We start from the raw sequence: 24,553 nt of genomic DNA on the forward strand, positions 1-24,553 counted from the left end.
TCCGCCCCGCGCCGGCCCGTCAGTCCCGGGGGTAGACGGGACCGAAGCGGCGGCCGGCCGACGCCGAGACCGCGCCGAAGGCCCCGCTCGGGGCGAGTTTGGCGGCGAGCGCCGCGGCCTTGTAGCGCGGGTCGGGCACGCTGAGCGTGCGGCCGCGGGCCAGGTCGCGGATGGCCGCGGCGACCACCTTGTCGGCGTCCAGCCACGCCCAGCCGGGGATGCTGCCGGTGTCGATGCCGGCCCGCTCGTGGAACTCGGTGCGCACGAAGCCGGGGCACAGTGCCATCAGCCGCACCCCGCTGCCGGACAGTTCGCGGGCCGCGCCCCGGGTGAAGCTGACCACCCACGCCTTGCTCGCGCCGTAGGTGCCGCGCGGCACGAACGCCGCCACCGAGGCCACGTTGACGACGAAGCCGCGCCGGCGCTCCTTCATGGCCGCGGCCGCCGCGCCGGTCAGCCGCAGCACGGCCTCGCAGTGCACCTTGAGCATGGTCAGCTCGTCGGCCATCGGCACGTCGCCGAAGACACCGCGGTTGCCGAAGCCCGCGTTGTTGACGAGCACGCCGACCGGCCGCTCACGGTCGCCCAGCCGGGCCTCGACCGCCTCGATGCCCTTGTCCGTCGACAGGTCGGCGGGCAGCACCTCCACGGTCACCGCGTAGGTGCGGCGCAGTTCGGCGGCGTGGTCCTCCAGCCGCTGCTCGTCGCGTGCGACGAGGACGAGGGCGTGGCCGTCGCTCGCGAGCCGGCGTGCGAAGGCGGCGCCGAGGCCCGCGGTGGCTCCCGTGATGAGTGAAGTCGTCATGCGGGGCAGGCTAGTGGGACCGTGTGCGACTGCGCGCCGCCGTCCGGATCTCCTCCGGGAGCGCGTCCGCCGCGAGCAGCGAGGGGAGCAGGCCGGGTTCCAGGGTGACCGCCCGGAAGACCAGCGCCACGGTCACCTCGTGGTCCGGGCGGTGGGCGATCTCCACCGGGTCGCCCGCGCGGATCCGGCCCGGCTCGGCCACCCGCAGGTAGGCGCCGGGCAGCGCGGCGCGGGTGAACGTCCGGAGCCGGCCGCCCTCGTTCAGCCAGCCCTGGAAGGTGCCGCAGGGGACGCGCGGGCAGGACACCTCCAGGACCGCGCCTCCCGGGCCGCCGACCCGCCAACGCTCGCCGATCAGCGCTCCGTTGACGTCCACGCCGAGGGTCGTCAGGTTCTCCCCGAACATCCCGTCGCGCAGCTCCCGGCCCAGCTCGCGCTCCCAGCCGTCCAGGTCCTCGCGCGCGTAGGCGTAGACGGCCTGGTCGGTGCCGCCGTGGTGTTCCACGTCGTACACCCGGTCGCCGGCCAGGCCCACCGCGCCGGTGCCCTTGGGGCCCGGTGCGGTCACGGCCACCGGGCCCGTCACGGGCCGCTTGTCGATGCCGGTGACGCCGGTGCCCTTCCAGGGGTTCGGCCGGGGACGTCCCACGTTGACCGAGCGCACGTCCATCCTCCGACCGTAGGCAGGCGCCCGGCGCACGGCCAGGCGTTTTCCGGCTCATCGCGCGAGCACGCGCAGCAGCAGGTCCACGTCCGCCTCGGTGTTGTACAGGTGGAAGGCGGCCCGCAGGTTGCCGGCGCGGACCGAGAGGCGGATGCCGGCCGCGGCCAGCCGCTCCGCCGCGTCCCCGAGACCCGGGACGGCCACGATCGCCGAGCGCCGCGCGCCCGGCGGCACGGCCTTGTGGCCGAGTTCGCGCAGCCCCTCCCGGAAGCGCTCGGCCAGCGCGGTGTCATGGGCGCCGATCGCTTCCACGCCCACCTCCTCGATCAGCCCGAGCGAGGCCGACCCGGCCAGGTACGGCAGGAACGGCGGCAGCACGTCGAAGCGCCGCGCGGAGCGGGCGAGCCGGGCCACCGGCCCGTAGCAGTCGTCCCAGGGGTCCTCCGCCGCGTACCACCCGGCGAAGTGCGGCGACAGTCCGTCCTCGGCACCCTCCCGCACGGTCAGGAAGGAGACCCCGCGCGGGGCCAGCAGCCACTTGTAGCCGCCGCAGACCACGTAGTCGAAGGCCCCCGCGGCCAGCGGCAGCCAGCCGACCGCCTGCGTCGCGTCGACCAGCACGCGCGCCCCGTGACGGTCGGCGGCCTCGCGCACCGCGGCGAGGTCGGCGACGCGCCCGTCGGCGGACTGCACCGCGCTGACGGCGGCCAGCGCGGTGGTGGGACGTACGGCGTCGGCCAGGCCCTCCAGGGGAACGGTGCGCAGCGTGAGGTCGGGGCGGGAGGCGAAGGGGTTGACCAGGGAGCTGAAGTCGCCTTCCGCGAGGACGACTTCGGCGCCCGGCGGAAGGCCCCCGGCGATCATCCCGACATGGGTGGTGACGGAGGAGCCGACGGCGACCCGGTCCGCCGCGACCCCGGTCAGCCGGGCGTAGGCGGCGCGCGTGGTGTTCAGGACGAGTTCGTTGCGCCCCCAGTCGTCGCTGCCGTCGGACCAGGCCGTCACAGCGGTGCGCAGTACGTCGACGGCCCGGCGCGGGCCGACGCCCGCCGACGCGGTGTTCAGGTAGGTGATCCCGGCATCCAGTGTGAATTCCCCGGTGAGGTCCATGGCTCCTCAGCCTGGGGCCGGCGGGCTCCGAAGTCCATGGGAGCCCATTTCGGTGCCGTCCGGTCACGGCCCGCGCCGTGACGCGGAGGTGGCCGCAGAGGGAAACGTTTCCTCAGTGGGTGGGGCCCCGGCGCTCAGTGTCCGCCGGCGGCGTGCGAGCTCATGACCCGGTTGCGGGACCGGCCCATCATCTCCTCGCGCTCGTCCTCGGTGAGCCCGCCCCAGACCCCGTAGGGCTCGCGGACCGTCAGCGCGTGGGTCGCGCACTCGGCGCGCACGGGACAGCGCATGCACACCTCCTTGGCGGCCGATTCACGCGCGCTCCGGGCCGCACCGCGCTCTCCCTCCGGATGGAAGAACAGCGAGCTGTCCACACCACGACAGGCGGCGATCAGCTGCCAGTCCCAGAGGTCTGCGTTGGGGCCCGGGAGGCGGGAGAAGTCTGCCATTGCTCATCTCCTCGAGAGGTGGGCTGCACGGGACTGCCTCCCAGGCGACGCTCCAGACGCTCTGCGGGAGGTGATGTCGACGGTACATCTACTGTCCAAGTAGATGTAAATATGATTCATCACAAAATCGCCAACGAACTCCCGCCATGCGGGTAAAAAGCCGCCAAACAGGCAAAATCTGACATTGACCCCCCGGTCGGCGGGTGGGTGTCCTGCAACCGGGCGCCCGAAGTGCTTCCTTTTGCGATCGGCTCCACTGCCGCGACCTGCGGTGTTGCTGGTGCGTGGCGAAGCGGGCACGCAGTGTGCGGGAGACCGTCCCCAAACTCCGTAACTCTTTCGAGTGAGGGTCGTTGAAGGTGCGGAAGTGGTTGGCGGCCGAACGAATCGGGCAGGTGCCCGAGACCGTCAGCCCCACCAGTGACGATTCGTACAGCCTGGAGGCTCAACGTGACGCGGATCAGCTGCGGAGGACGGTCATGACTTCCGTTCTCGTCTGCGACGACTCCCCGCTTGCCCGAGAGGCGCTGCGCCGCGCGGTCGCGACCGTGCCCGGTGTCGAGCGCGTAACGACCGCGGCCAACGGCGAGGAAGTCCTCCGCCGCTGGGGCGCCGACCGCTCGGACCTCATCCTCATGGACGTCCGGATGCCCGGTCTCGGCGGTGTCGAGACCGTGCGGCGGCTGCTGTCCGCCGATCCGGGGGCCCGCATCATCATGCTCACGGTCGCCGAGGACCTGGACGGGGTGGCGCTCGCCGTCGCCGCCGGTGCCCGCGGGTACCTGCACAAGGACGCCTCGCGCGCCGAACTGCGGGCCACGGTCACCCAGGCGCTCGCCGACCCGACCTGGCGGCTCGCACCGCGCCGGCTGCGCTCCGCCGAGATGGGCGCCGCACCGACGCTCACCGCCCGCGAGATCCAGGTGCTGGAGGGCATGAGCCACGGCCGCTCCAACGCCGAGATCGGGCGGGAACTGTTCCTCTCCGAGGACACCGTCAAGACGCACGCGCGGCGACTGTTCAAGAAACTCGGCGCCTCGGACCGGGCCCACGCGGTGGCGCTCGGCTTCCGCTGGGGCCTGGTGCGCTAGGCCGTCGAGTTGAGCGGCGAGGGGCCGATGGGCTGTGGGGCGGCTGTGCGGCTGCCCCGCTCGTACCGGTTTCCGCTCCGAGGGCGCATGCTTGGAGCATGGACTCTCGGGGACACGGGCGGGCGGGGCGGCGGGTGCATGACATGACTACGGCCGGTGCGGTCCCTCGAAACGCGCCACAGGGCGCATCGCATAACGCTTCGGAGCACAACCACCCGCCTGAGGCCACGGAGCGCGCTTCGGCGAGGCACTATGGACGGATGCGCGACGAGGCCACCGGCACAGAGACAGCCATAGGGGCTCTCGTACGTCGAGCCGTCGAGGGCGACGAGCAGGCGACGCACGATCTGCTCGCCCATGTGCACCCGCTTGCCGAACGCTATTGCCGTACCCGGCTGTCGCGACTGCCCGGTGACGCGCGCCACTTCGTGGACGACCTCGCCCAAGAGGTGTGCCTCGCGGTGCTGTGCGCGCTGCCGCGCTATCGCGACCAGGGACGGCCCTTCGAGGCCTTCGTGTTCGGCATCGCCGCCCACAAGGTCGCGGACCTGCAACGGGCGGCCATGCGCGGCCCCGGCTCGACCGCGGTGCCCTCCGACGAGATGCCCGAGCAGCCGGACGACTCGCTCGGGCCGGAGGAACGGGCGCTGCTGAGCAGCGACGCCGAATGGGCGAAGGGCCTGCTGGCGAATCTGCCGGAGCACCAGCGCGAGCTGGTGCTGCTGCGGGTCGCCGTCGGGCTCACCGCCGAGGAGACCGGACAGGTGCTCGGGATGTCGCCGGGGGCCGTCCGGGTGGCGCAGCACCGGGCGCTGTCCCGGCTGCGCGCGCTCGCGGAGGAAGCCGCGCCCGCCCGCGGTCTGAGCGCCTAGCCCACCGCTCCGGTCCCGTACGGGGTCTTCGTCCCGCGGGCCGGCGTCACGGCCGGAAAAGGTTTCCCGCGAGAGCCATTAGCATTGAACATCTCGCTGGGCAAGACCATGGGGAAGGTGTCATGACGCTGAACGCCGACGGAGTAGCCGAGAAGTTCGGACTGCTCGGACTGACCTACGACGACGTGCTTCTCCTCCCAGGGCCTTCGGACGTCGTGCCGAACCAGGTGGACACCAGCTCCCGGGTCACCCGGAACGTCAGCGTGAACATCCCGCTGCTGTCCGCGGCGATGGACAAGGTCACCGAGGCCCGCATGGCCATCGCGATGGCCCGCCAGGGCGGCGTGGGCGTGCTGCACCGCAATCTGTCGGTCGACGACCAGGTCAACCAGGTCGACCTGGTCAAGCGGTCCGAGTCCGGCATGGTCAGCGACCCCATCACCGTGCACCCGGACGCCACCCTCGCCGAGGCCGACGCGCTCTGCGGCAAGTTCCGCATCAGCGGCGTCCCGGTCACCGACGGCGCCGGCAAGCTGCTGGGCATCGTCACCAACCGCGACATGGCCTTCGAGAGCGACCGCTCCCGCCAGGTCCGCGAGGTCATGACGCCGATGCCGCTGGTCACCGGCAAGGTCGGGATCTCCGGCATCGAGGCGATGGAACTGCTGCGGAAACACAAGATCGAGAAGCTTCCGCTGGTCGACGACGAGGGCCGGCTCAAGGGCCTCATCACGGTCAAGGACTTCGTCAAGGCGGAGAAGTACCCCAACGCCGCCAAGGACGCCGAGGGCCGGCTGCTGGTCGGCGCGGCGGTCGGCGTCGGCGACGAGGCGTTCCTCCGTGCCCAGCGGCTGGTGGAGGCCGGCGCCGACTTCCTGGTGATCGACAGCGCCCACGGCCACAGCCGCGGCATCCTCGACATGGTCGCCAAGGTCAAGGCCAACATCAGGATCGACGTGGTGGCGGGCAACGTCGCCACCCGCGACGGCGCCCAGGCGCTGATCGACGCCGGGGCCGACGGCATCAAGGTCGGTGTCGGCCCGGGCTCCATCTGCACCACCCGGGTGGTCGCCGGCGTCGGCGCCCCGCAGGTCACCGCTATCTACGAGGCCTCGCTGGCCGCCGGCCCGGCCGGTGTCCCGCTGATCGGCGACGGCGGTCTGCAGTACTCCGGCGACATCGCCAAGGCGATCGCTGCCGGCGCGGACACGGTGATGCTGGGCAGCCTGCTCGCGGGGTGCGAGGAGTCGCCGGGCGAGCTGATGTTCATCAACGGCAAGCAGTTCAAGTCGTACCGCGGCATGGGCTCGCTCGGCGCGATGCAGTCGCGAGGCCAGGGCAGGTCGTACTCCAAGGACCGCTACTTCCAGGACAACGTGCTCTCCGAGGACAAGCTCGTCCCCGAGGGCATCGAGGGCCAGGTGCCCTACCGCGGCCCGCTCTCCGCGGTGGCGCACCAGCTCATCGGTGGTCTGCGCTCCTCCATGGGCTACGTCGGCTCGGCGACCGTCCCCGAGCTGAAGGAGAAGGGCCGCTTCGTGCGCATCACCGCGGCCGGCCTCAAGGAGAGTCACCCGCACGACATCCAGATGACCACCGAGGCGCCCAACTACCACGGGCGCTGATCCGCGCGGTGCGCGGAGCGCGCGGCGCGCGGCGCACCCGGCGGAGCGGACACGGCAGAGCCCGCGGCCTTCCCCGGTCGCGGGCTTTCGCCTGCCCTGACTGGGATACTGGTCGGGCAGGACACGAGGAAAGGCATAGCGACAGTGACTGAGATCGAGATCGGGCGGGGCAAGCGCGGCCGCAGGGCGTACGCATTCGACGACATCGCCGTCGTCCCGAGCCGCCGTACGCGGGACCCGAAGGAGGTCTCGATCGCGTGGCAGATCGACGCCTACCGCTTCGAGCTGCCGTTCCTGGCGGCGCCGATGGACTCCGTGGTCTCCCCGGAGACCGCGATCCGCATCGGCAACCTCGGCGGCCTCGGCGTCCTCAACCTCGAGGGTCTGTGGACCCGCTACGAGGACCCGGAGCCGCTGCTCGCCGAGATCGCCGAGCTGGACGACGCCTCCGTGACCCGGCGGCTGCAGGAGCTGTACGCGGCGCCGATCAAGGAGGAGCTGATCGGGCAGCGCATCAAGGAGGTCCGTGACGCGGGCGTGGTCACCGCCGCGGCGCTCTCCCCGCAGCGCACCGCGCAGTTCTCCAAGGCCGTCGTCGACGCCGGCGTCGACATCTTCGTGATCCGCGGCACGACGGTCTCCGCCGAGCACGTGTCCGGCTCGCACGAGCCGCTGAACCTCAAGCAGTTCATCTACGAGCTCGACGTCCCGGTGATCGTCGGCGGCTGCGCCACCTACACCGCCGCGCTCCACCTGATGCGCACCGGCGCCGCGGGCGTCCTGGTCGGCTTCGGCGGCGGCGCGGCCCACACCACGCGCAGCGTGCTGGGCATCCAGGTGCCGATGGCCACCGCCGTCGCGGACGTCGCGGCGGCCCGCCGGGACTACATGGACGAGTCCGGCGGCCGCTACGTCCACGTCATCGCGGACGGCGGCTTCGGTTCCAGCGGCGACCTGCCGAAGGCGATCGCCTGCGGCGCCGACTCGGTGATGATGGGCTCGCCGCTCGCGCGCGCCACGGACGCCCCGGGCCGCGGCTTCCACTGGGGCATGGAGGCCACCCACGAGGAACTGCCGCGCGGCAAGCGGATGAACCTCGGCACAGCCGGCACGACCGAGCAGATCCTGCTCGGCCCGTCGCACGCCCCGGACGGCTCGATGAACTTCTTCGGCGCGCTGCGCCGGGCGATGGCCACCACGGGCTACTCGGAGCTCAAGGAGTTCCAGCGGGTCGAGGTCACGGTCTCGCCCACGCACCACCGCTGACGTCCGGTCACCGGTCACCGGTCACCGTCCCCAGGGGCCCGCACCGCCGCACGCGGTGCGGGCCCCTGGTGCGTCCGCGGTCGTTCCGTGATCGTTTTATGGGCCGCGCACGGATGCCGCGTGACAATGGCGGCAATCGTCAGATTTTTACTAATGAGCCGTCAATTGTGAGTAGTAGTGGCGATCTTTTGGTGAAGTGGCGGAGCCCGGAAGGTTAATTGTCATGTGGGGATCGGGGATTTTCGATTACAATCCCATATCCGCGGTTCCCGTGTGCTAATTGTCGCTTAGAGTGACCGAAGCCATGGGAGGGTTCGGCGGGGGGTGTGGGCACGGATGCCGGGCCCCGTGCGGTGGCGTCTGTGTATATCACCAGCTCGGGGGGCCTGCTGTGTCCACTTTGTCCATCGTCATACCAGCCCTGAACGAGGCCGAGAACCTTCCGCACGTCTTCGCGACGATCCCGCTCGAGGAGCTCACCTCGACGGGGTGGGCCGTCGAGGTCATCGTGGCGGACAACGGCTCCACCGACGGGACCGGGGAGATCGCCCGGTCCTACGGCGCGCGGGTGATCCACCAGCCGTTGCGGGGCTACGGCAACGCCTACAAGGCGGGAATCGCGGCCGCGGCCGGCGATGTGATCGCCACGGGCGACGCCGACTGCACCTATCCTTTCGACGATCTCCCCCGACTGCTGCGCATCGTTGACGAGCACCAGGTCGAGTTCCTCAACACGAACCGGCTCGGCCGTGAGAACCGCGCCGCGATGAAGCCCTCCCACGCGGTGGCCAATCGCGCCCTCAGCCTGGTCAGCCGTGTGCTGTTCAAGAGCGAGATACAGGACTCCCAGAGCGGGATGTGGGTGTTCCGCCGCTACATCTGGGAGACCCTCAAAGTCACTTCCGACGGCATGGGCTTCTCCCAGGAGATCAAGAACGCCGCTGTGCGCGAGGGTTTTCGCTGCATGGAGGTGCCGATCGAGTACCGGCTCCGCGGCGGCGAGGTGAAGCTCAACGCGCTGTCCGACGGAGTGTCCAACCTGGCTCAGCTGTTCCGCCACCGGCTCCGGGACAACGCGCTGCGCACCGAGACCCGGGCCCAGTGGTACGACCGCTCCACCCGCCCCGAGCCGCTGCCGCTGATGCCCGCTCAGCGGGCCCCCGAGCCCTACGTGATGAGGGGCACCGAGTGGGGGTCGGTGGAGGCCGGGCGCCACACCGTCTGACGGGCTGCGCGGGTCGCCGCGGCGGGGTGGGGCCCCGTGGCGGTGGTCGGAGCGTGCCTGTTCGGCGGCCCCAAGGCCCCGCGTGGGCAGGGGGATTGCGGGCACCGCGGGACGCGCGGGGGGCCCGAACACACTGTGAGGGATTGGCCTACGCTGAGGGGCATGGTGAAGGATTCCAGTAGGCGGCAACGCTTTCTCGTGGCGCTCGTGGCGTTCGTGGTCTCGGCGGTCGCCACCATCGTCGCCGCGTCCGTGCCGTCGACATCCTCCCCGGCCGCTCCGCAGGCCAGTGGCGGGAGCCCCACGCCGTCCGCGTCCGATGCGGGCGGTGTCCGCGACGTGCGGATGGGCGTCTCGTACGGCGACACCCTGACCTGGAAGTCCGACGCCGACATGGCGCGGGGCCTCGACGACGCGGTCGCGGTCGGCGCCAAGTGGGTCCGGATGGACCTCTCGTGGAACAACATCCAGCCGGATTCGCCGTACACCTACTCGTGGCACCGTTTCGACCGGGTCGCCGAGGCGGCCAAGGCCCGTGGCCTGAAGATGCTCCCGGTGATCGCCTACACCCCGAAGTGGGCGCGCGTGGCGGACTGCACGGCCGGCCAGAACTGTGCACCGGCCGACCCCGAGATCTTCGCCGCCTTCGCCAAGATGGCCGCCGAGCGGTACTCCGCGATGGGGATCCACACCTGGGAGGTGTGGAACGAGGAGAACATCGGCTTCTGGCGGCCCGCTCCCGACCCGAAGGCCTACACCGAACTGCTGCGCGCCACGAGCCAGGCGCTGCGCGCCGCGGACCCCAAGGCCTACGTGGTCATGGGTGGGCTCGCGGTGTCCCGCACCAGCGCCGCGGCCCGCAGGATGTCCCAGACGGACTTCCTGGCCGCCGTCTGCAAGCTCGGCGGCAACAAGTACGTGGACGCCGTCGGCTACCACCCGTTCAACTTTCCCGCCCTGCCCAGCGCCACCCCCGGAACCGGGACGACCTTCGAGCGGATCAGCAGTTTCCGCGAGAACCTGGTGGGGATCCTCGACAAGTACGGCACCCCTGAGCTCCCCATCTGGCTGACCGAGACGGGAGCACCCACCAGCGGGCCCGGCGCGGCGTCGGACGGCAAGGTGAACCCTCCGGACACGACGCACGTGACCGAGGCCCGCCAGGCCGAGATCGCGACCGACACGGTCCCGGCGGTGCTGGCCAACCCGCACGTGGGCGCCATGTTCTGGTACACCGACCAGGACCAGGCGGTCGCCGCGGACAAGAAGAAGCGTTCGCTGTACTACGGGATGCGCCGTTACGACGGAACGAAGAAGCCGTCCTTCGAAGCCCTCAAGGCGGCGATCGCCGCCTACGAGGGCGCGAAGAAGAAGGGCTAGTCCTCCGCGGAGCGGAGGGCTACAGCGCCCGGAACAGCGTGATGTAGCGCTCCATCAGGCCGTTCCAGGCGAACCGCCGTTCCGCCTCCTGGCGGCCCCGCGCGCCCAGCCGGTCGGCGAGTTCGCCGTCGGTCAGCACCTTGCGGCACGCGGCGGCCAGCCCGGCGGGATCGCCGGGCGGCACCAGGAGCCCCGTCCCGCCGTCGGTGACGACGTGCGGGATGCCGCCCACGGCGGAGCCCACCACGGGGGTGCCGCAGGCCATCGCCTCGACCAGCACCATGCCGAAGGACTCCGCCTCGGTGCGCGACGGCAGCACCGCGACGGCGGCCGTCCGCACCACCTCGACCAGGGCGTCCCCGGTGAGCTCCCCGACCGCCTCGACGCGGTCCGCGATGCCGAGGTCCGCCGCGAGCCGCAGATGGTCCCGCACCGCGTCCCCGCCGCCGACCAGGCGCAGCCGTGCGCCGGGCACCTCGGCCGCCAGCTCGGCGAAGGCGGTGACCAGGACGTCGACGCCCTTCCAGGCCGAGGAACGGGCCATGCGGCCGACGTAGACGACCGTGCGCGGACGTTCCGAGGCCGGCTGCCCGGGTGTGAACCGCTCGATGTCGACGCCGGGGGTGATCTCCACCGCGTGCGGGTGCCCGGCGGCCAGCGACACCGGCGACACCGCCACGAGCGTGCGGGCCCGCCGGAACACCCGCGGCAGCACCCGCCGTTCGTACAGGCCGATGAGCCGGTCCGCCGCACCGCTGCCGGGCTCGCCCTTGTGCATCGAGCCCGCGTGGTAGGTGAGGACCGACGGCCGCTTTCCGGCGGCCGCGACCGCCAGGTCGGCCAACCCCGGTACCGGTGCGTGGGCGTTGACCACCTCGGCCCCGGTCCGGCGCAGCCAGCGCCGCAGTTGCAGCGGCCACAGGGGGCTGAGCGGGGTGTTGGACAGCTTCAGCCAGGCGCCGAGCCGGATGACCCGCACGCCGTCCTCGACGTCCACGGTGGTGCGGAAGCCGGAGAGCCGGGTCGTGATGACGACCGGACGCAGCCCGGGCGCCTCGGCGACCGCGCGGGCGATGCGGGCGGCGTAGTTCTCCACGCCGCCGACCTTGGGCGGGTAGTACGGGGCGACCACCGCGACCGTGCGTGTCTCCCGGCCGGGTTCCGGCAGGTCCGTGCGTGCCATTACGCGACCTGCCCGGCCCGGCGCAGTCCGCCCGTGGCGCCCGTGGCGGCGCGGAGCAGGGCGGGGAACTCCTCCGCCTGGTCGATGTACGCCGGCAGCCGCTGCCGCAGCGCCGTCCGGTACTCCTCGGGGTTCGCGCGGAGCTTGGAGACCAGCGCCCACAGGTCGGCGTGCGTGACCTCGGCGATCGGCAGCACCCACTCGCTGAGACCGAGATCGGCCATGATGCCGCGGGTCTTGTGCTCGTACTCGATGGCGACGCACGGGACACCGCTGGTGAGCGAGAAGATCACCGAGTGGAAGCGGGTGCCGATGAGCAGGGAGCACTCGCTGTACAGACCCTTCAGGTCGCGGTAGTCGACGCGCTCCTCGATCCGCAGCGGCGCGGTCCGGCAGTGGCCCGCGATACGCCTTTCGACGATGCGGTCGTCGTCGCCGAGGTAGTCCGTGGTCACCTGCGGAATGAGCACCGCGCGGGCCCCGTCCGCCTGGAGCGCGTCGATCGTCTCGGCGAGCGCGCGTTCGTAGCGTTCCTGCGCTGCCGGGGCGAGCCAGCGGCGCGCGGTCAGACCCACCAGCGGCTCCTGGGCCCCGATTCCCAGCCGGCTCCGCCAGTCCGAGGTGACATCGGGGGCGAACGCGAAGCCGGAGTCGACGGCACGCCGCACCTGCTGCGCGGGCACGCCGCACTCCTCGAGCAGGCCGACGCTCACGTCCTCGCGCGCGAGGACCAGGGCCGCGCGGCGCAGCACCCGGCCGACCAGCCGGCGCTGCGGCTTGCCGGGGAACGGGCCGAAGGACTGGGGCGCGAAGACGACGGGCACTCCCGACTTCTGCGCCAGCAACACCGGGAGCAGGACGAAGAACACGTTCTGGTATCCGTCGAGGCCGGGCCGTGCGAGGAGGTATCCGCCGCCCATGGACACCACCATGTCCGCCTGGGACACGGCGTCGGCCTCCCGGCGCGCTTCCGCTGGAAGCAGCTTCAGCAGCACGTCGGCGGCGGCTCGCGGCAGCAGCAGGGCCGTCGTGCCCACGAGGGCCACGACCAGCTTGCGCAGCAGCCGTCGGGACCGGGAGACCCCACCGTCGGCGACATAGCGGCGGATCGATCCGAGGTTGTCCACCCCTTCGAACGAGCGGTGGGCGGCGGCGTCCTCCATGCCCGCGATGGCCCGCGCGGCCTCCGGGAACGCCTCCTTGACGTGGCGCAGGCACACGGACAGCAGTGCGGCGTCCCCGGCGTTCTCTCTCACGTACGCGTTGATGACGACGATCTTCACCGGTGGTACCCCTCGACTGGGCTCGTTTCGCGTTCGTTCGGGACGTTGCCGGGCGGCGGGCCCGGCGGCTGCGGCAGGGCGGTGCGCATGCCGAGCAGAGCGACCGCGGCGTAGATGCCGCTGGCGAGGTTGCCCAGACCCCAGGCCCAGCCGAGCCAGACCAGTCCGCGCGGTGCCCACAGCGCGGCCAGGCCGATGGTCACCACGGCGTAGACGACATTGCTGAGGACCAGTGGCGTCATCTTCTGGGCCAGTTTGAGGGCGAAGCTGGCCCAGGTGTTCAGTGCGACGGCCAGGGCTCCGCAGGCCAGTACGGCGAGCAGCGGCTGCGCACGCGTCGCGTAGGGGCCGCCGAACATCCGCAGGAGCAGCCCGCTGCCCAACGCGACGACCACGACCGACGGCACCTGCACCGCCGCGATGATGCCGGCGGCCCGGCGGAGCAGCACCGAGAAGCGCGAGGGGTCGTAGGAGACCTCCGCGAACACCGCCTCGCCGACGGAGAAGGAGACGGAGTTGAGCAGGTTGGCGATCTGGAAGGCGATGAAGTAGTAGCCCGCGGCGGCGGCCCCCAGTTGCTGCAGCACGATCATCGGGAGGACCAGCAGCGGCGCCAGGTTGAGCAGGCTCGACACGTAGCTCGCCAGGGAGAAGCGGAACTGCTCCCGCATCCGTGTGCCCCGGGCGCGCAGGTGGAAGCGGAAGCCGAGCCGGCGGTGCATCAGGAGCAGCGACACCAGCGCCGTCACCACGTAGCCGCCGCCGTTGGCACCGAGAATGCCGACCGAGCCGTAGCCGACGAGGGCGACCGGCAGGGCCAGTTTGACCAGTCCCTGGAGCAGCCCGTAGACCAGCGCGTTCTGATGAGCCATGCGGGCGCTGACGAAGACCGAGAAGGTCAGCTGGCTCACCGTCGCGCAGATGCAGAAGACCACGAACGCGGCGGCCGCCGTCGCGTGGTCACGGATGAAGACCAGCTTCTCCGCGTAGAGCGGCAGGCCGAGCAGGTAGACCGCGGCGACCGCGAAGGAGACCAGGCTGACCAGCACGATCGACTGGGTGAGCTGTCCGTTGCGGGAAGCCGCCGGCGCCGGGAAGCGAATGAGCGTGCTGTTGAGTCCGAAAAGGCTCAGATAGGAGATCAGCGAGGTCGCGGATATGAGCGAGGTGGCCAGTCCGACCTGTTCGGGGCTGTAGAAGTGGGCCACCAGCACCCAGAAGACGAAGCCGAGTCCGGCCGTGATCGCCGTGGATGCCATCAGGAAGAAGGAGTTGCGGTACACCTGGTCCTGTACGCGGGAGGGCTTGCCGGGGTCCTCAGCCATGGGCGGCCGGCCCTGTCGCGGCGCGGTAGTACTGGGTCAGGGTGCTCACATGTGCTTCCCAGGCGAAGGAGGTCGTCGCGAGTCCGTGCGCGTACCGGCCCATGAGTTCGCGCCGCGGCCCGTCCCCGGCGAGGGCGGACAGCGCGGAGCGGATCGTCCCGGGGTCCCGGTCCAGCAGGGTGACCTTGGAGCGGTCCAGCCGGTAGGGCGCGTAACCGGGATCGTCGGTGGTGACGACCGGGAGGCCGCAGGCCATGGCCTCCTGGACGGTGAGGGGGAAGCCCTCGGCCGTCGACGGAAGGGCGAAGACGTCGCAGGCCCGGTACGCCTCGGCCAGCTCCTGCGGGGGCAGCCCGCCCAGGTGGTGCACGCCGGGCCGGCCGGCCAGGGCGGCGGAGTCGCCGTCGCCGGCGAACACCAGGTCGTAGCCCGCGGCCGGGTCGTAGCCGGACAGCAGCAGGTCGTAGCCCTTCTTCGGGACGAGGCGGCCCACGAAGAGCACCAGCGGCCGGTCCCCGGGCAGGCCGAAGCGCTTGCGGGCCAGCGACCGCTCCTCGGCCGATGCGGCGGGCCGGAAGAGGGCGGTGTCCACCCCGTTCGCCAGATGGCGGGCCCGTTCGGGCCGGGCGCCGTAGCGGCGTACGAAGTCCGCGACCGAGGCGTTGAGGGTGATCACGGTGCGCGCGCGCCGCAGCAGTCCGCGGCCCGCGACCGCGTACACGGCCCGCTGCACCCCGCGCACCAGCGCGGACGGGTGCTGCACGAGGGCGACGTGCTGGGTGACCAGGTGCGGGGTGCGGGTGAGGAGCGCGGCGAGACCGGCCGCCCACGAGGTCAGGTACAGGCAGTCGTGCACATGGACGACATCGGCCCGGCGGACCCAGCGCAGTGCGGTCGTCAGCAGCCGGGGCGAGAGCACCGGGAAGGGCACGCCGGCCTTCTCCGCGCCGTTCCAGGCCGCGACGCGCACGATGCGTGCGCCGTCCTCCTGGGTGATCGCGGTGCGCTCGCCGCTGGTGAGGACGGTGACGTCGACGCCCTGGGCGGCGAGGTGCACGGCCTCCATGCGGACGACGTTCTCGATGCCGCCGACGTGCGGCGGGTAGTAGTGGCTGACCAGCAGGACCCTCATCGGTAGATCCTCGCCCCCTCGCTGCTGTAGATCTCGTTCTTGGTCCGGTCGAGGAGGCCTACGGGGTACCGGTAGGTGACGAGGTCGCCCCGGTAGCTGAAGGACAGACGCCCGGTGCGCACGGTCGAGGTGCCCAGCAGGAGGTAGGAGTCCGTGCGCAGCACGGTCGGGAAGATGTCGCCCACGACCGGGCCGGTGAGGAGGGTCTGCTGCCGGTTGAAGGTGAAGCGGTCGGTCTGCACCAGGGACGGCTTGCCCTCGGCCGCGAAGCGCTGCGACAGCCAGTAGGCGGCCATCCGCTCCTCGGTGCTCGGGTAGTACACGTCGTAGTACTGGCCGGCATTGCTGAGCTGCAACTGCGGCGGGTAACCGCCCAGGAGTTTCGGCACCACGCCGGTGAGATCCAGGAACAGGGCCGCCACCAGCGCGTACACCACCACCACGCGGCGCCGTCCGGCCCAGCGCAGGGCGGACAGCATGCCCGCCGCGATGAACGGCGCGAAGAAGAACAACCCCTGCTGGAAGGCACGGAGCACGCCGTAGTCGACGGAGAGCTGGGGGACGACCGTGAGAATCCCGAGCAGGGCGACGGCGCCTATGGTCAGCGTGGTCTGGTCGCGCAGCGGCCTGAAGGCACCGCGGCGCCCGATGTCGATCACGATGACGCCGACGATCAGCAGGAGCTGCAGCAGGCCCGCGGTGACCTGGCGCAGCAGGGAGTTGACCGTGATCGCCTTGAGGCCGACGGCCTCGAGTACCCGGCCGGCAGAGGTGACAGCCATGTTCTGCTCGGGCACGACCGGGGTCGGGTAGGCGTCCACCGTCTTGAGGGACAGATACGTTCCGTCGGCCCGGTCGGTGACCGTTGCCTTCACGGTCTCGTCGCGGTAGTCGCTCAGCCGCTGCTGAGCCGTCATCGAGGACCCGCCGCCGAAGATGCTGTACGAGGTGTCGGACGAACCGCTCCGCGCCTGCCCCGGGTTCGTGATCTCCTGGGCCACGGAGCGCAGTGTGCTCTGCAACTGCCCGCTGGTGTGCGTGACCGGACCCGCCCACACCAGCGCCATGGCCACCGCCGCGGCCACGATCCACCAGGTCAGGAAGGAGCGGGCCTCGACCGGGCGCTGCTTGCGCTTGCGCGCCCGCTTGTCCTTGCATCGCTGCGCAAGGCGCCAGATCAGGTCGGTGACGAAGGCGACACCGAGGATGATGATCACGACGTAGATCGTCGAGTAGTGCGAGAGCGTGATGCCGGCCAGCAGCACCGCGAACGCGATCCGCCGCGCCCGCAGCGGCCGTCCGGAGTCGGTGAGGACCACCATCCCGCAGCCGAGCAGCACGAACGCGACCTCCTGGCGGCCCAGGAAGGTCATGTCGGAGAGGAAGGTCGGGAAGAGCATGAAGAAGACGGCCGACAGCAGCGACACCAGATGCGGCGCGACGTTGCGCACCGCGCGGTGGACCAGCACCGGAGTGAGCGCGAACAGCAGCGGCAGCAAGACCTTGAAGATGTAGACGTCGGGAATCGCGGTGAGCCGGAACACGCTCACGGGCAGCAGAGTGATGCTCAGGCAGGCGTTGTACGCGTCGGGATATGTGGCGACGTCCCAGAGCGATCCGCCGAGCGTCAGCCGGAAGAACTCGTACTCGCGCTGGATGTCGTGTCCCGTGATGGACCAACCGCGCAGCGAGTTCAGCAGGAGCAGCGCGGCCGCGGCGAGGAACAGGCCGGTTTCGAGGACGGCGACCGGGTAGCGCCCCCGGCGGGCCATCAGCAGCACCAGCAGCGTGACGATGGCGATGAACGCGGCCACGCTGACCGAGCCGCCGAAACCGTTGTTCAGCCGGATCGGCCCGGCCACGGACAGCACCAGGGCGACGCCGGCGAGCGACCCCACGGGCAGCGCACCCGGCGGCAGCCCGTCGCGGAGCCAGGACCTGCGCCGCTCGGCGCGCTCCTCCTCCGGTACGAAGGCGCCGATCACGATCAAGGTGAGTGCCGTGGCCCCGGCCAGGTACACCCGGGTCAGCGGTCGCTCCACCCCGGCCAGCGGCAGCACGGTGTTCACAGCGAGGGCGACCACGAGATCCGTGATGATCGCCAGGCCGGCGGCGAGCAGGAGGCTGCCGTCCCTGGTGGACACCACGCGGGAGGCCGTGCCGCGCCACACCGCGATGGGCGCCCCGAACAGCAGCCACAGGCCGGCCGCCGTGAGCACCACTGCGGGCATGCCGGGCAGCATCTCCACGACACAGGCCAGTGCGATGCCGAGCAGCGCCGCGAGCCGGCCGTGCAGGAGGTCGCCCGCCCGCGGGCCCGGGGCGGCGGCGTCAGCGGGCGACGCCTCGTCCCGGCCGCCGGCCCGGCGCCCGGAACGGGATCGGCCCGCACCCCGGCGTCCGTGCTCGGGGGCGTTCCCCGTGCCGTCGTCCTCGGCCGGGTCCGGATCCGTCTCCGCTCCCACGGCCCACGACGGGACCCTGGTGCCGTGCCGGCGGGTGGTCCCCGCGTCATGGGACGTCATACGGCGTCCTCTGGGTAGACCTGCGCGTAGACCTCTTCGACCTGGGCGGCCACGGCCTCCCAGGAGTAGTCGGGGGCTTTCGCGGCGCTCCGCCGGGCGAGACGCAGGCGCACACCAGGGTCGGCCGCCACCGAGTCGATGGCGGCTGCCAGCGCCGCCGGTTCGGGAGCGGCCAGCAGGCCGACCCCTCTGAGCAGTTCGGCGGTGCCGGGGACATCGGTCGCGATGACCGGCAGGGCGGCGGCCATCGCCTCCAGGACGACCAGCGGCATGCCCTCCCGGTCCGAGGGGAGCACGAAGGCGTCGGCGTCCGCGTAGGCCCGCACCAGGTCCTCACCGAGGAGCCCGCCGGAGAACTCGACGTTCCTCAGTCCCAGCTCGGCGGCGTGCGCCTCCAGCTTCTCCCGCAGCTCGCCGTCGCCGACGATCCGCAGCCGCACCGGCTCTTGGAGCAGGGCGGCCGCCTCCAGCAGCCGGGCGACGTTCTTCTGCGCGCTCAGGCGGCCGACGTACAGCAGCCGCAGCGGGCGCCCCGCCGTCTCCCGCACCGGCATGAAGTAGCCGGCCCCCACACCGTTGGGGACGACGAACACCCGGTCCGCCCGCACGCCGTAGGTGTCGCGCACGAAGGCGCCCTGTTCCTCGGTCAGCACGATCACCCCGGCGGCGGCACGCATCGACCGCGCGAAGACGTGCTTCTTGTAGGCGGGCAGCAGCCCGCCGAAGCGCCCGGAAGCGTCCACGTCGAGGTGGAAGTGGAGGATGAAGCGCTGCCCGCGCATCCGGGCGATGAACGCGACCATCTCCGGCATCAGCGCGTGCGCGCAGTGCAGGTGCACTACGGCGTCGCGCGGCGTCCGCAGCGCCAGCGAGACCGGCAGGCCCGGTGCGAGCGCGGTGTGCGCGACCTCGACCGCGCGGTGCCGCCGCACGGTGACCCGGCCGGCGCCGTAGCGGCGCGGTCCGCCGCCGGAACCGAGGGCGGTGGTGATGACCCGGACCTCGTGGTGCCGTCCGAGCTGGTTGGCAAGGTGCTCCACCACGCGTTCGAGCCCGCCGAGGTGAGGCGGGTAGTACGGAGTGATCTGCAGGATGGTGCGTCGCATCAGGCTTCAGTCTCGTACGTCAGGATGTGCCGCTCGGGTTCCGCGGCGCCACGAAGGTGTAGTGCAATGACTGCGCATGGCCGACGAGGGCCACTCGCACACGCGCTGTGTCGGAGGTCTTCGGGAACCGCGCGACGACGGGCACTGCTTTGCCGTCCTTGGGCTTCAGCCCCACCGTCCTGGTGTTCAGGACCTTGCCCCCGCGCGATTCGAGCGTCATCTTCAGCCGCAGAGGTGCGGCGCCCGTCCCATGGGCGTTCACCGCGACGTGGACGATCAGAGTGCCGCCGTCGAAGCGGGGCGTGTCCGTGAAGTAGAGCTCGGTGAACGGAGCCTGCTGCCGGGTGAAGGACTGCAGCAGGACCGTGCGTACCGACGGCACCGACCAGAGTCCCGCGACCAGCCCGACGGCGAGGACCAGGGCGACTCCCGCAGTCGCGATCCTCTGTCCCGGCGAGGCAGGGGGGCGGTCTTTCCCGTCCCCGCCAGCTTCCGCACGCGCCGCGGGAGACGACTCCGACTCCGGATCCGGATCCGGTTCCGGATCGGCATCCGGTTCCGGAGCATTGTCGTCGAACTGGTCAAGCCCGCCGGGCAGGGAGTTCATGCCGATGCGCACCGCTCTGCGGTCTCCCGGCCCCCTGCAGTCGGCAGGGCGGGCGCCTCGCCGTACGCGGGGATGGCGACGAACGGGCTTCTCATGCGGCTTGCCCCCCCCCGGGCGCTCGGACGAGGCGGCAAGCCCTCGTGCGTTTCTCCGCAGGACATCTCCGGGGAAGGGAATGGCCACGATCAGCCGAAGTGGCGGTGACGCGAAGCGCGCCGCTGACCCGTCAGAGAATGACGTGCGGAACAGATGCGACTGTAGTCCAGTATTGCTAAGTACCGTTGTTGGTGTGACCAATTTGTGATGACGTACGGGTAAAAGTGATCGTCACCCGACAAGCCATGAGGCGATCGGCTTCGCGTTTCCGCCCGCCCCGCCCTGCTTGACGCCGGCCACCTGCTCCGCCGTCAATGCCACGTCCCAGACCATGATGTGGCCGACGACACCGGCCCAGTAGCCCCCCCAGGTGCCATGCGTGCGCGCGCGGCCGAGTTGCAGCGGGCCCTTTCCGGCCCAGATGCCGGGGACCTTCGTGGAATCGGCGAGTTTTCCGTTCACATAGAGCGCGATCGTCTTCGTTCCGGCGTCGTAGGTGCCGGTGAGCAGCGCCCACTCGTTCACCGTGTTGACGTTCTTGGCGGCCTCGGCCTGGTAGGTCGTGCTGTCGGCGCCACCGTCGGCGGTCTGCACCTTGAAGATCCACTTGCGGTCCGCGCCCGAGGCCTCCCGGCCGAGGCTGAGGGAGGGGGACGCGCCGTCGCCCTGGCTGATCGCGGAGCGGGAGCCGCCCGGCGCCTCGTTGTAGACCCAGGCCGAGACGGTGAAGCTCTTGGTGACGTCGATCAGCTGCCCCGGCGATTGGGCGTAGGAATTGCCGTTGCTCCTGAACCTGGCCACATAACCGTTGGCCACCTTGCTCACGCCGGCGTCCGGTCCCAGGACCAGATTGTTCTGACCGGATTTGTCCGCGAGGGTGTTGTCCTCCCCGGGGACCGTGGGCGAGTCGGCGCCGGCGGAGGCGGAGGGGGAAGCGGGTGCGGAGATGGAGGAGCTGGGGGAGGAGGGGGCCGCGGCGTCCGACGTCCCGTTCGCGTAGTGGAGCACGACGGCGCCCGCGCCCACCCCGAGCACGCAGGCCACGAGGATGATCGCGCCCGTCCTGAGCACGCGGCGCCGGCGCTGCTGCGCCTCGTTGGCCTCGGCGAGCGACTCCCAGTCCGGGCCGCCGGTGAACGGGGGCGGCTGGTATCCGGGCTGCTGGTAGATGGGGTGCTGGTATCCGGGCTGCTGCCCGTACGGTATTTGCTGCTGGGGATACCCGTAACCGCTCGGCGCCGTGGGCGGCTGCGGAGCGGTCGGGGTGTTCCAGGGGTCCTGCCCAGGGGCGTTCGCCCCGTCCGGGTGTTCCGTGCCGTCAGTCACATCAGGGATGCTAGAGCAGCGTCGCGTGATCCCCTACGGGTGCTCCCGGGCGAACCGGTTTCCGGCGCCCCGCCGGCCCGATTCCCGCCCGGTTCGGCCCGGTTCAGGTGCGATGACGTCCCGCACCCCGCGCCCTCACAGCCGGGCGGCCGCGCCGACCGGGGTGGCGCCGCGGGTGTCCAGCATGAGCTGGGCCTTCGCGGCGAGGCCCTGCATGTCGTACGTGCGGTGGTGCTGGAGCAGGACGGTGAGGTCGGCCTGCGCCGCGGCTTCCCACAGCGAGTCGGCGCGGGGTACCGGGCGGTCCAGGACGCGCCACTCCGGGGCGTAGGGGTCGTGGTAGCTGAGCTGCGCGCCGAGTTCGATGAGGCGGGCGCCGATCTCGCGGGCCGGGGCCCCCTCCTGGTCGGGCAGGTCGGGCTTGTACGTCACCCCGAGGAGCAGCACGCGGGCGCCGCGCAGCGACTTGCCGTGCTCGTTGAGGAGCGCGGCGGCGCGCTGCACCACATAGCGCGGCATGCGGGCGTTGACCTCCTGCGCGTACTCGACCAGCCGCAGCGGATGGCCGCGCATGCGGCCCTGGTACGGCGGGTGGTTGGGGTCGAGCGGCATCGTGTGGCCGCCGACCCCGGGGCCGGGCCGGAAGGCCTGGAAGCCGTAGGGGCGGGTCTCGGCGCAGCGGATCACGTCCCAGACGTCGACGCCGATGTCGTGGCAGAAGACGGCCATCTCGTTGGCGAGCGCGATGTTGACGTGCCGGTAGTTGGTCTCCATCAGCTGCACGGTCTCCGCCTCGCGCAGGCCCCTGGCCCGCACGATCCGCTCGGTGAAGCGGGCGTAGAACGCGGCGGCCGCCTCCGTGCACGCGGGGGTGAGGCCGCCGATCACCTTGGGGCCGGCGAAGCCGCGGACGGGGGAGTAGGCGAGGTGGAAGCCGTGGCCCGCGCGCAGACCGGAGCCCTTCTCCAGCAGCGGCCGCAGGAACTCCTCCGTCGTGCCCGGGTACACCGGCGACTGCAGGACCACCGTGGTGTGCGGGCGCAGCTGGGCGGCCAGCGTGCTGCCGGCCTCCTCCAGGGCGGACAGGTCGAGTTCGTGGTCCTCGCCGACCGGGACCGGCGCGCAGATCACGGCCGTCCTGACACGGCCCAGCGCGGCGGGGTCGGCGGTCGCGCGGAAGCCGGCGGCCAGCATCCTGCGCACGTCGGCCGCGGCGAGGTCCCCGGACGGGCCGCGCAGGCCGGCGTTGACCGCGTCCACCGTCCGCTCGTCCGGGTCGTACCCGATCACCCCGATCCCGGCGGCGCAGGCCGCCTGCGCGAAGGGCAGGCCGGCATGGCCGAGTCCGATGACTGCGAGGTCTGCGGGCATGGAGTCCTCTTCCTGCGGCGTCCTGCGTGCGGTACCCAAATAGCTGGAAATCAGGCTAACCAGACAGATAGCTGATATGACCGCACGCCACGCGGCGCCGCAGCGGTTGCTGTCCGGGTCGGCTTCCCCCTGCCGACGGCCGGTGAGGGTTCAGTGAGGCATCTGCGCTCACCCGGACCGCCTCTTCCCCCCACCGGGGATCAGGCGCGATGCCAGACGGAGGGGGCGGGAGAGGTGGGGGCACCCCCGGCCGAAGGTTGGGGGAGGGAGGGCGGGAGACCCCGCACAGGTAGCAGCGCCGCGCGGCGCGGGTAACGATCGTGGGGACGGGGAATGCGCTGAGGCGCGACCTGGCGTCATCACGGGAGGCTCGGATGCTGACGGCGACATTGGGACCGGCGGAGCGCGCCTCCGCGCTCGCCCGAATGGCGGAGCAGGAACTGGACGTGCTCGTGGTCGGCGGCGGAGTCGTCGGCTCGGGGACGGCCCTGGACGCGGTGACCCGCGGGCTGGCGACCGGGCTGGTGGAGGCGCGGGACTGGGCGGCGGGGACGTCGAGCCGGTCGAGCAAGCTGATCCACGGCGGCCTGCGCTACCTGGAGATGCTGGACTTCGCCCTGGTCCGGGAGGCGCTGAAGGAGCGCGGGCTGCTCATCCAGCGGCTGGCCCCGCACCTGGTCAAGCCGGTGCCGTTCCTCTATCCGCTGCAGCACCGCGGCTGGGAGCGCTTCTACGCCGGGGCGGGCGTGACGCTGTACGACACGATGGCGCTGTCGTCGGGCCACAGCCGCGGCCTGCCGCACCACCGGCACCTGTCCCGCACGGGGGCGCTGCGCGTGGCGCCGTGCCTGCGCAAGGACGCCCTGGTCGGGGCGCTGCAGTACTACGACGCGCAGATGGACGACGCCCGCTACACGATGATGCTGGTCAGGACGGCCGCCGCCTACGGCGCGCTCGCGGCGAACCGGGCCCGGGTGATCGGGTTCCTGCGCGAGGGCGAACGCGTCGTCGGCGCCCGGGTCGAGGACGTCGAGGGCGGCGGCGTGTACGAGGTGCGGGCCCGGCAGATCGTGAACGCCACCGGCGTGTGGACGGACGACACGCAGGCGCTGATAGGCGAGCGCGGGCAGTTCCACGTCCGCGCGTCCAAGGGGATCCACCTGGTCGTGCCGAAGGACCGCATCCACTCCTCGACCGGGCTGATCCTGCGCACCGAGAAGAGCGTGCTGTTCGTGATCCCGTGGGGCCGGCACTGGATCGTCGGCACCACCGACACCGACTGGTCGCTGGACAAGGCGCACCCGGCCGCGTCCAGCGCCGACATCGACTACCTGCTGGAGCACGTGAACTCCGTGCTCGCGGTGCCGCTCACCCGGGACGACGTCGAGGGCGTGTACGCCGGGCTGCGGCCGCTGCTGGCCGGCGAGTCGGAGGCGACGAGCAAGCTGTCCCGCGAGCACACCGTGGCGCACCCCGTGCCCGGGCTCGTGGTCGTCGCGGGCGGCAAGTACACCACGTACCGGGTGATGGCCAAGGACGCCGTGGACGCCGCCGTGCACGGGCTGGACCGCCGGGTCGCGGAGTGCTGCACGGAGGACGTCCCGCTGGCCGGCGCCGAGGGCTACCACGCCCTGTGGAACGCCAGGGCGCGGATGGCGGAGAGCACCGGCGTGCACGTGGCGCGCATCGAGCACCTGCTCAACCGCTACGGCTCCCTCACCGAGGAGGTGCTGCAGCTGATCAAGGACGATCCGTCCCTCGGCAGCCCTCTCGCCAACGCCGACGACTACCTGCGCGCCGAGGTCGTCTACGCCGCCGCCCACGAGGGAGCCCGCCACCTGGACGACGTGCTCACCCGCCGTACCCGCATCTCCATCGAGACCTTCGACCGCGGCACGCTCAGCGCCCGCGAGGTGGCCGAGCTGATGGCGCCGGTGCTCGCCTGGGACAAGGAGCAGGTGGAGAAGGAGGTCGAGCACTACCAGAAGCGGGTGGAGGCCGAGCGGGAGTCGCAGCGGCAGCCCGACGACCAGACGGCGGACGCCGCCCGCCTGGGCGCCCCGGACATCGTCCCGCTGTAGCACGCGGTCACGCGGGTCGGCGGGCATCGTC

General features: G+C 71.7%; 20 protein-coding genes. 7 read left to right on the forward strand and 13 right to left on the reverse strand.

The window, feature by feature from the left end; genetic code table 11:
- Window positions 1-19: 19 nt before the first annotated feature.
- From PV364_RS05540 to PV364_RS05555, 4 genes are all read right to left on the reverse strand, one after another.
- The gene (locus PV364_RS05540; RefSeq protein WP_319658529.1) at window positions 20-805 is read right to left on the reverse strand and encodes an SDR family oxidoreductase; all 786 of its coding nucleotides are present in this window, start codon (window positions 803-805) and stop codon (window positions 20-22) included.
- 10 nt (window positions 806-815) lie between these two features.
- Window positions 816-1,475 (reverse strand): MOSC domain-containing protein, encoded by a 660-nt coding sequence (locus PV364_RS05545; RefSeq protein WP_319658530.1) that lies wholly within the window; start codon window positions 1,473-1,475, stop codon window positions 816-818.
- Window positions 1,476-1,523: 48 nt separating this feature from the next.
- Complete coding sequence (locus PV364_RS05550; protein WP_319658531.1) at window positions 1,524-2,579, reverse strand: aminotransferase class V-fold PLP-dependent enzyme; 1,056 nt, start codon at window positions 2,577-2,579, stop codon at window positions 1,524-1,526.
- Window positions 2,580-2,713: 134 nt separating this feature from the next.
- On the reverse strand, window positions 2,714-3,028 hold the full coding sequence (locus PV364_RS05555) for a WhiB family transcriptional regulator (protein WP_319658532.1): 315 nt from the start codon (window positions 3,026-3,028) through the stop codon (window positions 2,714-2,716).
- Between the two features lie 479 nt (window positions 3,029-3,507).
- On the opposite strand from PV364_RS05555, the gene PV364_RS05560 reads away from it, so the two are divergent.
- From PV364_RS05560 to PV364_RS05585, 6 genes are all read left to right on the forward strand, one after another.
- Window positions 3,508-4,119, forward strand: a complete 612-nt coding sequence (locus tag PV364_RS05560; RefSeq protein ID WP_003948568.1) for a response regulator transcription factor — start codon at window positions 3,508-3,510, stop codon at window positions 4,117-4,119.
- 260 nt (window positions 4,120-4,379) lie between these two features.
- Window positions 4,380-4,991 carry a sigma-70 family RNA polymerase sigma factor gene (locus PV364_RS05565; RefSeq protein WP_319658533.1) on the forward strand — a complete coding sequence of 204 codons (612 nt, stop codon included), beginning with the start codon at window positions 4,380-4,382 and terminating at the stop codon, window positions 4,989-4,991.
- A 122-nt stretch (window positions 4,992-5,113) separates the two neighbouring features.
- Window positions 5,114-6,616, forward strand: a complete 1,503-nt coding sequence (guaB, locus tag PV364_RS05570) for an IMP dehydrogenase (RefSeq protein WP_319658534.1) — start codon at window positions 5,114-5,116, stop codon at window positions 6,614-6,616.
- 144 nt (window positions 6,617-6,760) lie between these two features.
- Window positions 6,761-7,882 carry a GuaB3 family IMP dehydrogenase-related protein gene (locus PV364_RS05575; RefSeq protein ID WP_319658535.1) on the forward strand — a complete coding sequence of 374 codons (1,122 nt, stop codon included), beginning with the start codon at window positions 6,761-6,763 and terminating at the stop codon, window positions 7,880-7,882.
- A 391-nt stretch (window positions 7,883-8,273) separates the two neighbouring features.
- Entirely contained in the window at window positions 8,274-9,107 is an 834-nt protein-coding gene (locus tag PV364_RS05580) for a glycosyltransferase family 2 protein (RefSeq protein WP_319658536.1), read from the forward strand.
- 162 nt (window positions 9,108-9,269) lie between these two features.
- Window positions 9,270-10,487 (forward strand): cellulase family glycosylhydrolase, encoded by a 1,218-nt coding sequence (locus PV364_RS05585; protein ID WP_319658537.1) that lies wholly within the window; start codon window positions 9,270-9,272, stop codon window positions 10,485-10,487.
- A 19-nt stretch (window positions 10,488-10,506) separates the two neighbouring features.
- Here PV364_RS05585 and PV364_RS05590 read toward each other — a convergent pair whose 3' ends face one another.
- The 9 genes from PV364_RS05590 to PV364_RS05630 form a co-directional block, all read right to left on the reverse strand.
- The gene (locus PV364_RS05590) at window positions 10,507-11,670 is read right to left on the reverse strand and encodes a glycosyltransferase family 4 protein (protein ID WP_319658538.1); all 1,164 of its coding nucleotides are present in this window, start codon (window positions 11,668-11,670) and stop codon (window positions 10,507-10,509) included.
- On the reverse strand, window positions 11,670-12,953 hold the full coding sequence (locus PV364_RS05595; protein ID WP_319658539.1) for a polysaccharide pyruvyl transferase family protein: 1,284 nt from the start codon (window positions 12,951-12,953) through the stop codon (window positions 11,670-11,672). The genes PV364_RS05590 and PV364_RS05595 overlap by 1 nt, the downstream gene beginning before the upstream one ends.
- Window positions 12,950-14,278, reverse strand: a complete 1,329-nt coding sequence (locus tag PV364_RS05600) for a lipopolysaccharide biosynthesis protein (RefSeq protein ID WP_319658540.1) — start codon at window positions 14,276-14,278, stop codon at window positions 12,950-12,952. The genes PV364_RS05595 and PV364_RS05600 overlap by 4 nt, the downstream gene beginning before the upstream one ends.
- On the reverse strand, window positions 14,271-15,410 hold the full coding sequence (locus PV364_RS05605; protein ID WP_319658541.1) for a glycosyltransferase family 4 protein: 1,140 nt from the start codon (window positions 15,408-15,410) through the stop codon (window positions 14,271-14,273). Before PV364_RS05605 ends, PV364_RS05600 begins: the two co-directional genes overlap by 8 nt.
- The gene (locus PV364_RS05610; protein ID WP_319658542.1) at window positions 15,407-17,935 is read right to left on the reverse strand and encodes a hypothetical protein; all 2,529 of its coding nucleotides are present in this window, start codon (window positions 17,933-17,935) and stop codon (window positions 15,407-15,409) included. Before PV364_RS05610 ends, PV364_RS05605 begins: the two co-directional genes overlap by 4 nt.
- Window positions 17,932-19,041: a glycosyltransferase family 4 protein gene (locus PV364_RS05615; protein WP_319658543.1), complete on the reverse strand. Its 1,110-nt coding sequence runs from the start codon at window positions 19,039-19,041 to the stop codon at window positions 17,932-17,934. Before PV364_RS05615 ends, PV364_RS05610 begins: the two co-directional genes overlap by 4 nt.
- Window positions 19,042-19,060: 19 nt before the next feature.
- Window positions 19,061-19,660 (reverse strand): hypothetical protein, encoded by a 600-nt coding sequence (locus PV364_RS05620; RefSeq protein ID WP_319658544.1) that lies wholly within the window; start codon window positions 19,658-19,660, stop codon window positions 19,061-19,063.
- Between the two features lie 315 nt (window positions 19,661-19,975).
- Entirely contained in the window at window positions 19,976-21,070 is a 1,095-nt protein-coding gene (locus PV364_RS05625) for a LamG domain-containing protein (RefSeq protein WP_319658545.1), read from the reverse strand.
- A gap of 135 nt (window positions 21,071-21,205) precedes the next feature.
- The gene (locus tag PV364_RS05630) at window positions 21,206-22,441 is read right to left on the reverse strand and encodes a nucleotide sugar dehydrogenase (protein WP_319658546.1); all 1,236 of its coding nucleotides are present in this window, start codon (window positions 22,439-22,441) and stop codon (window positions 21,206-21,208) included.
- A gap of 374 nt (window positions 22,442-22,815) precedes the next feature.
- Here PV364_RS05630 and PV364_RS05635 point away from each other — a divergent pair, with 374 nt between their 5' ends.
- Window positions 22,816-24,522 carry a glycerol-3-phosphate dehydrogenase/oxidase gene (locus PV364_RS05635; protein WP_319658547.1) on the forward strand — a complete coding sequence of 569 codons (1,707 nt, stop codon included), beginning with the start codon at window positions 22,816-22,818 and terminating at the stop codon, window positions 24,520-24,522.
- Window positions 24,523-24,553: the final 31 nt, after the last annotated feature.

It is taken from the genome of Streptomyces sp. MI02-7b, from assembly GCF_033793585.1.
Lineage (GTDB): Bacteria > Actinomycetota > Actinomycetes > Streptomycetales > Streptomycetaceae > Actinacidiphila.

Bases quoted from the DNA above. Each gene is read 5' to 3' on its own strand.
- PV364_RS05555 (WP_319658532.1), bottom strand. From the start codon at position 3,028: ATGGCAGACTTCTCCCGCCTCCCGGGCCCCAACGCAGACCTCTGGGAC.
- PV364_RS05635 (WP_319658547.1), top strand. From the start codon at position 22,816: ATGCTGACGGCGACATTGGGACCGGCGGAGCGCGCCTCCGCGCTCGCC.
- PV364_RS05540 (WP_319658529.1), bottom strand. From the start codon at position 805: ATGACGACTTCACTCATCACGGGAGCCACCGCGGGCCTCGGCGCCGCC.
- PV364_RS05545 (WP_319658530.1), bottom strand. From the start codon at position 1,475: ATGGACGTGCGCTCGGTCAACGTGGGACGTCCCCGGCCGAACCCCTGG.
- PV364_RS05560 (WP_003948568.1), top strand. From the start codon at position 3,508: ATGACTTCCGTTCTCGTCTGCGACGACTCCCCGCTTGCCCGAGAGGCG.
- PV364_RS05550 (WP_319658531.1), bottom strand. From the start codon at position 2,579: ATGGACCTCACCGGGGAATTCACACTGGATGCCGGGATCACCTACCTG.
- PV364_RS05590 (WP_319658538.1), bottom strand. From the start codon at position 11,670: ATGGCACGCACGGACCTGCCGGAACCCGGCCGGGAGACACGCACGGTC.
- PV364_RS05630 (WP_319658546.1), bottom strand. From the start codon at position 22,441: ATGCCCGCAGACCTCGCAGTCATCGGACTCGGCCATGCCGGCCTGCCC.
- PV364_RS05610 (WP_319658542.1), bottom strand. From the start codon at position 17,935: ATGACGTCCCATGACGCGGGGACCACCCGCCGGCACGGCACCAGGGTC.
- PV364_RS05615 (WP_319658543.1), bottom strand. From the start codon at position 19,041: ATGCGACGCACCATCCTGCAGATCACTCCGTACTACCCGCCTCACCTC.
- PV364_RS05585 (WP_319658537.1), top strand. From the start codon at position 9,270: ATGGTGAAGGATTCCAGTAGGCGGCAACGCTTTCTCGTGGCGCTCGTG.
- PV364_RS05565 (WP_319658533.1), top strand. From the start codon at position 4,380: ATGCGCGACGAGGCCACCGGCACAGAGACAGCCATAGGGGCTCTCGTA.
- PV364_RS05605 (WP_319658541.1), bottom strand. From the start codon at position 15,410: ATGAGGGTCCTGCTGGTCAGCCACTACTACCCGCCGCACGTCGGCGGC.
- PV364_RS05600 (WP_319658540.1), bottom strand. From the start codon at position 14,278: ATGGCTGAGGACCCCGGCAAGCCCTCCCGCGTACAGGACCAGGTGTAC.
- guaB (WP_319658534.1), top strand. From the start codon at position 5,114: ATGACGCTGAACGCCGACGGAGTAGCCGAGAAGTTCGGACTGCTCGGA.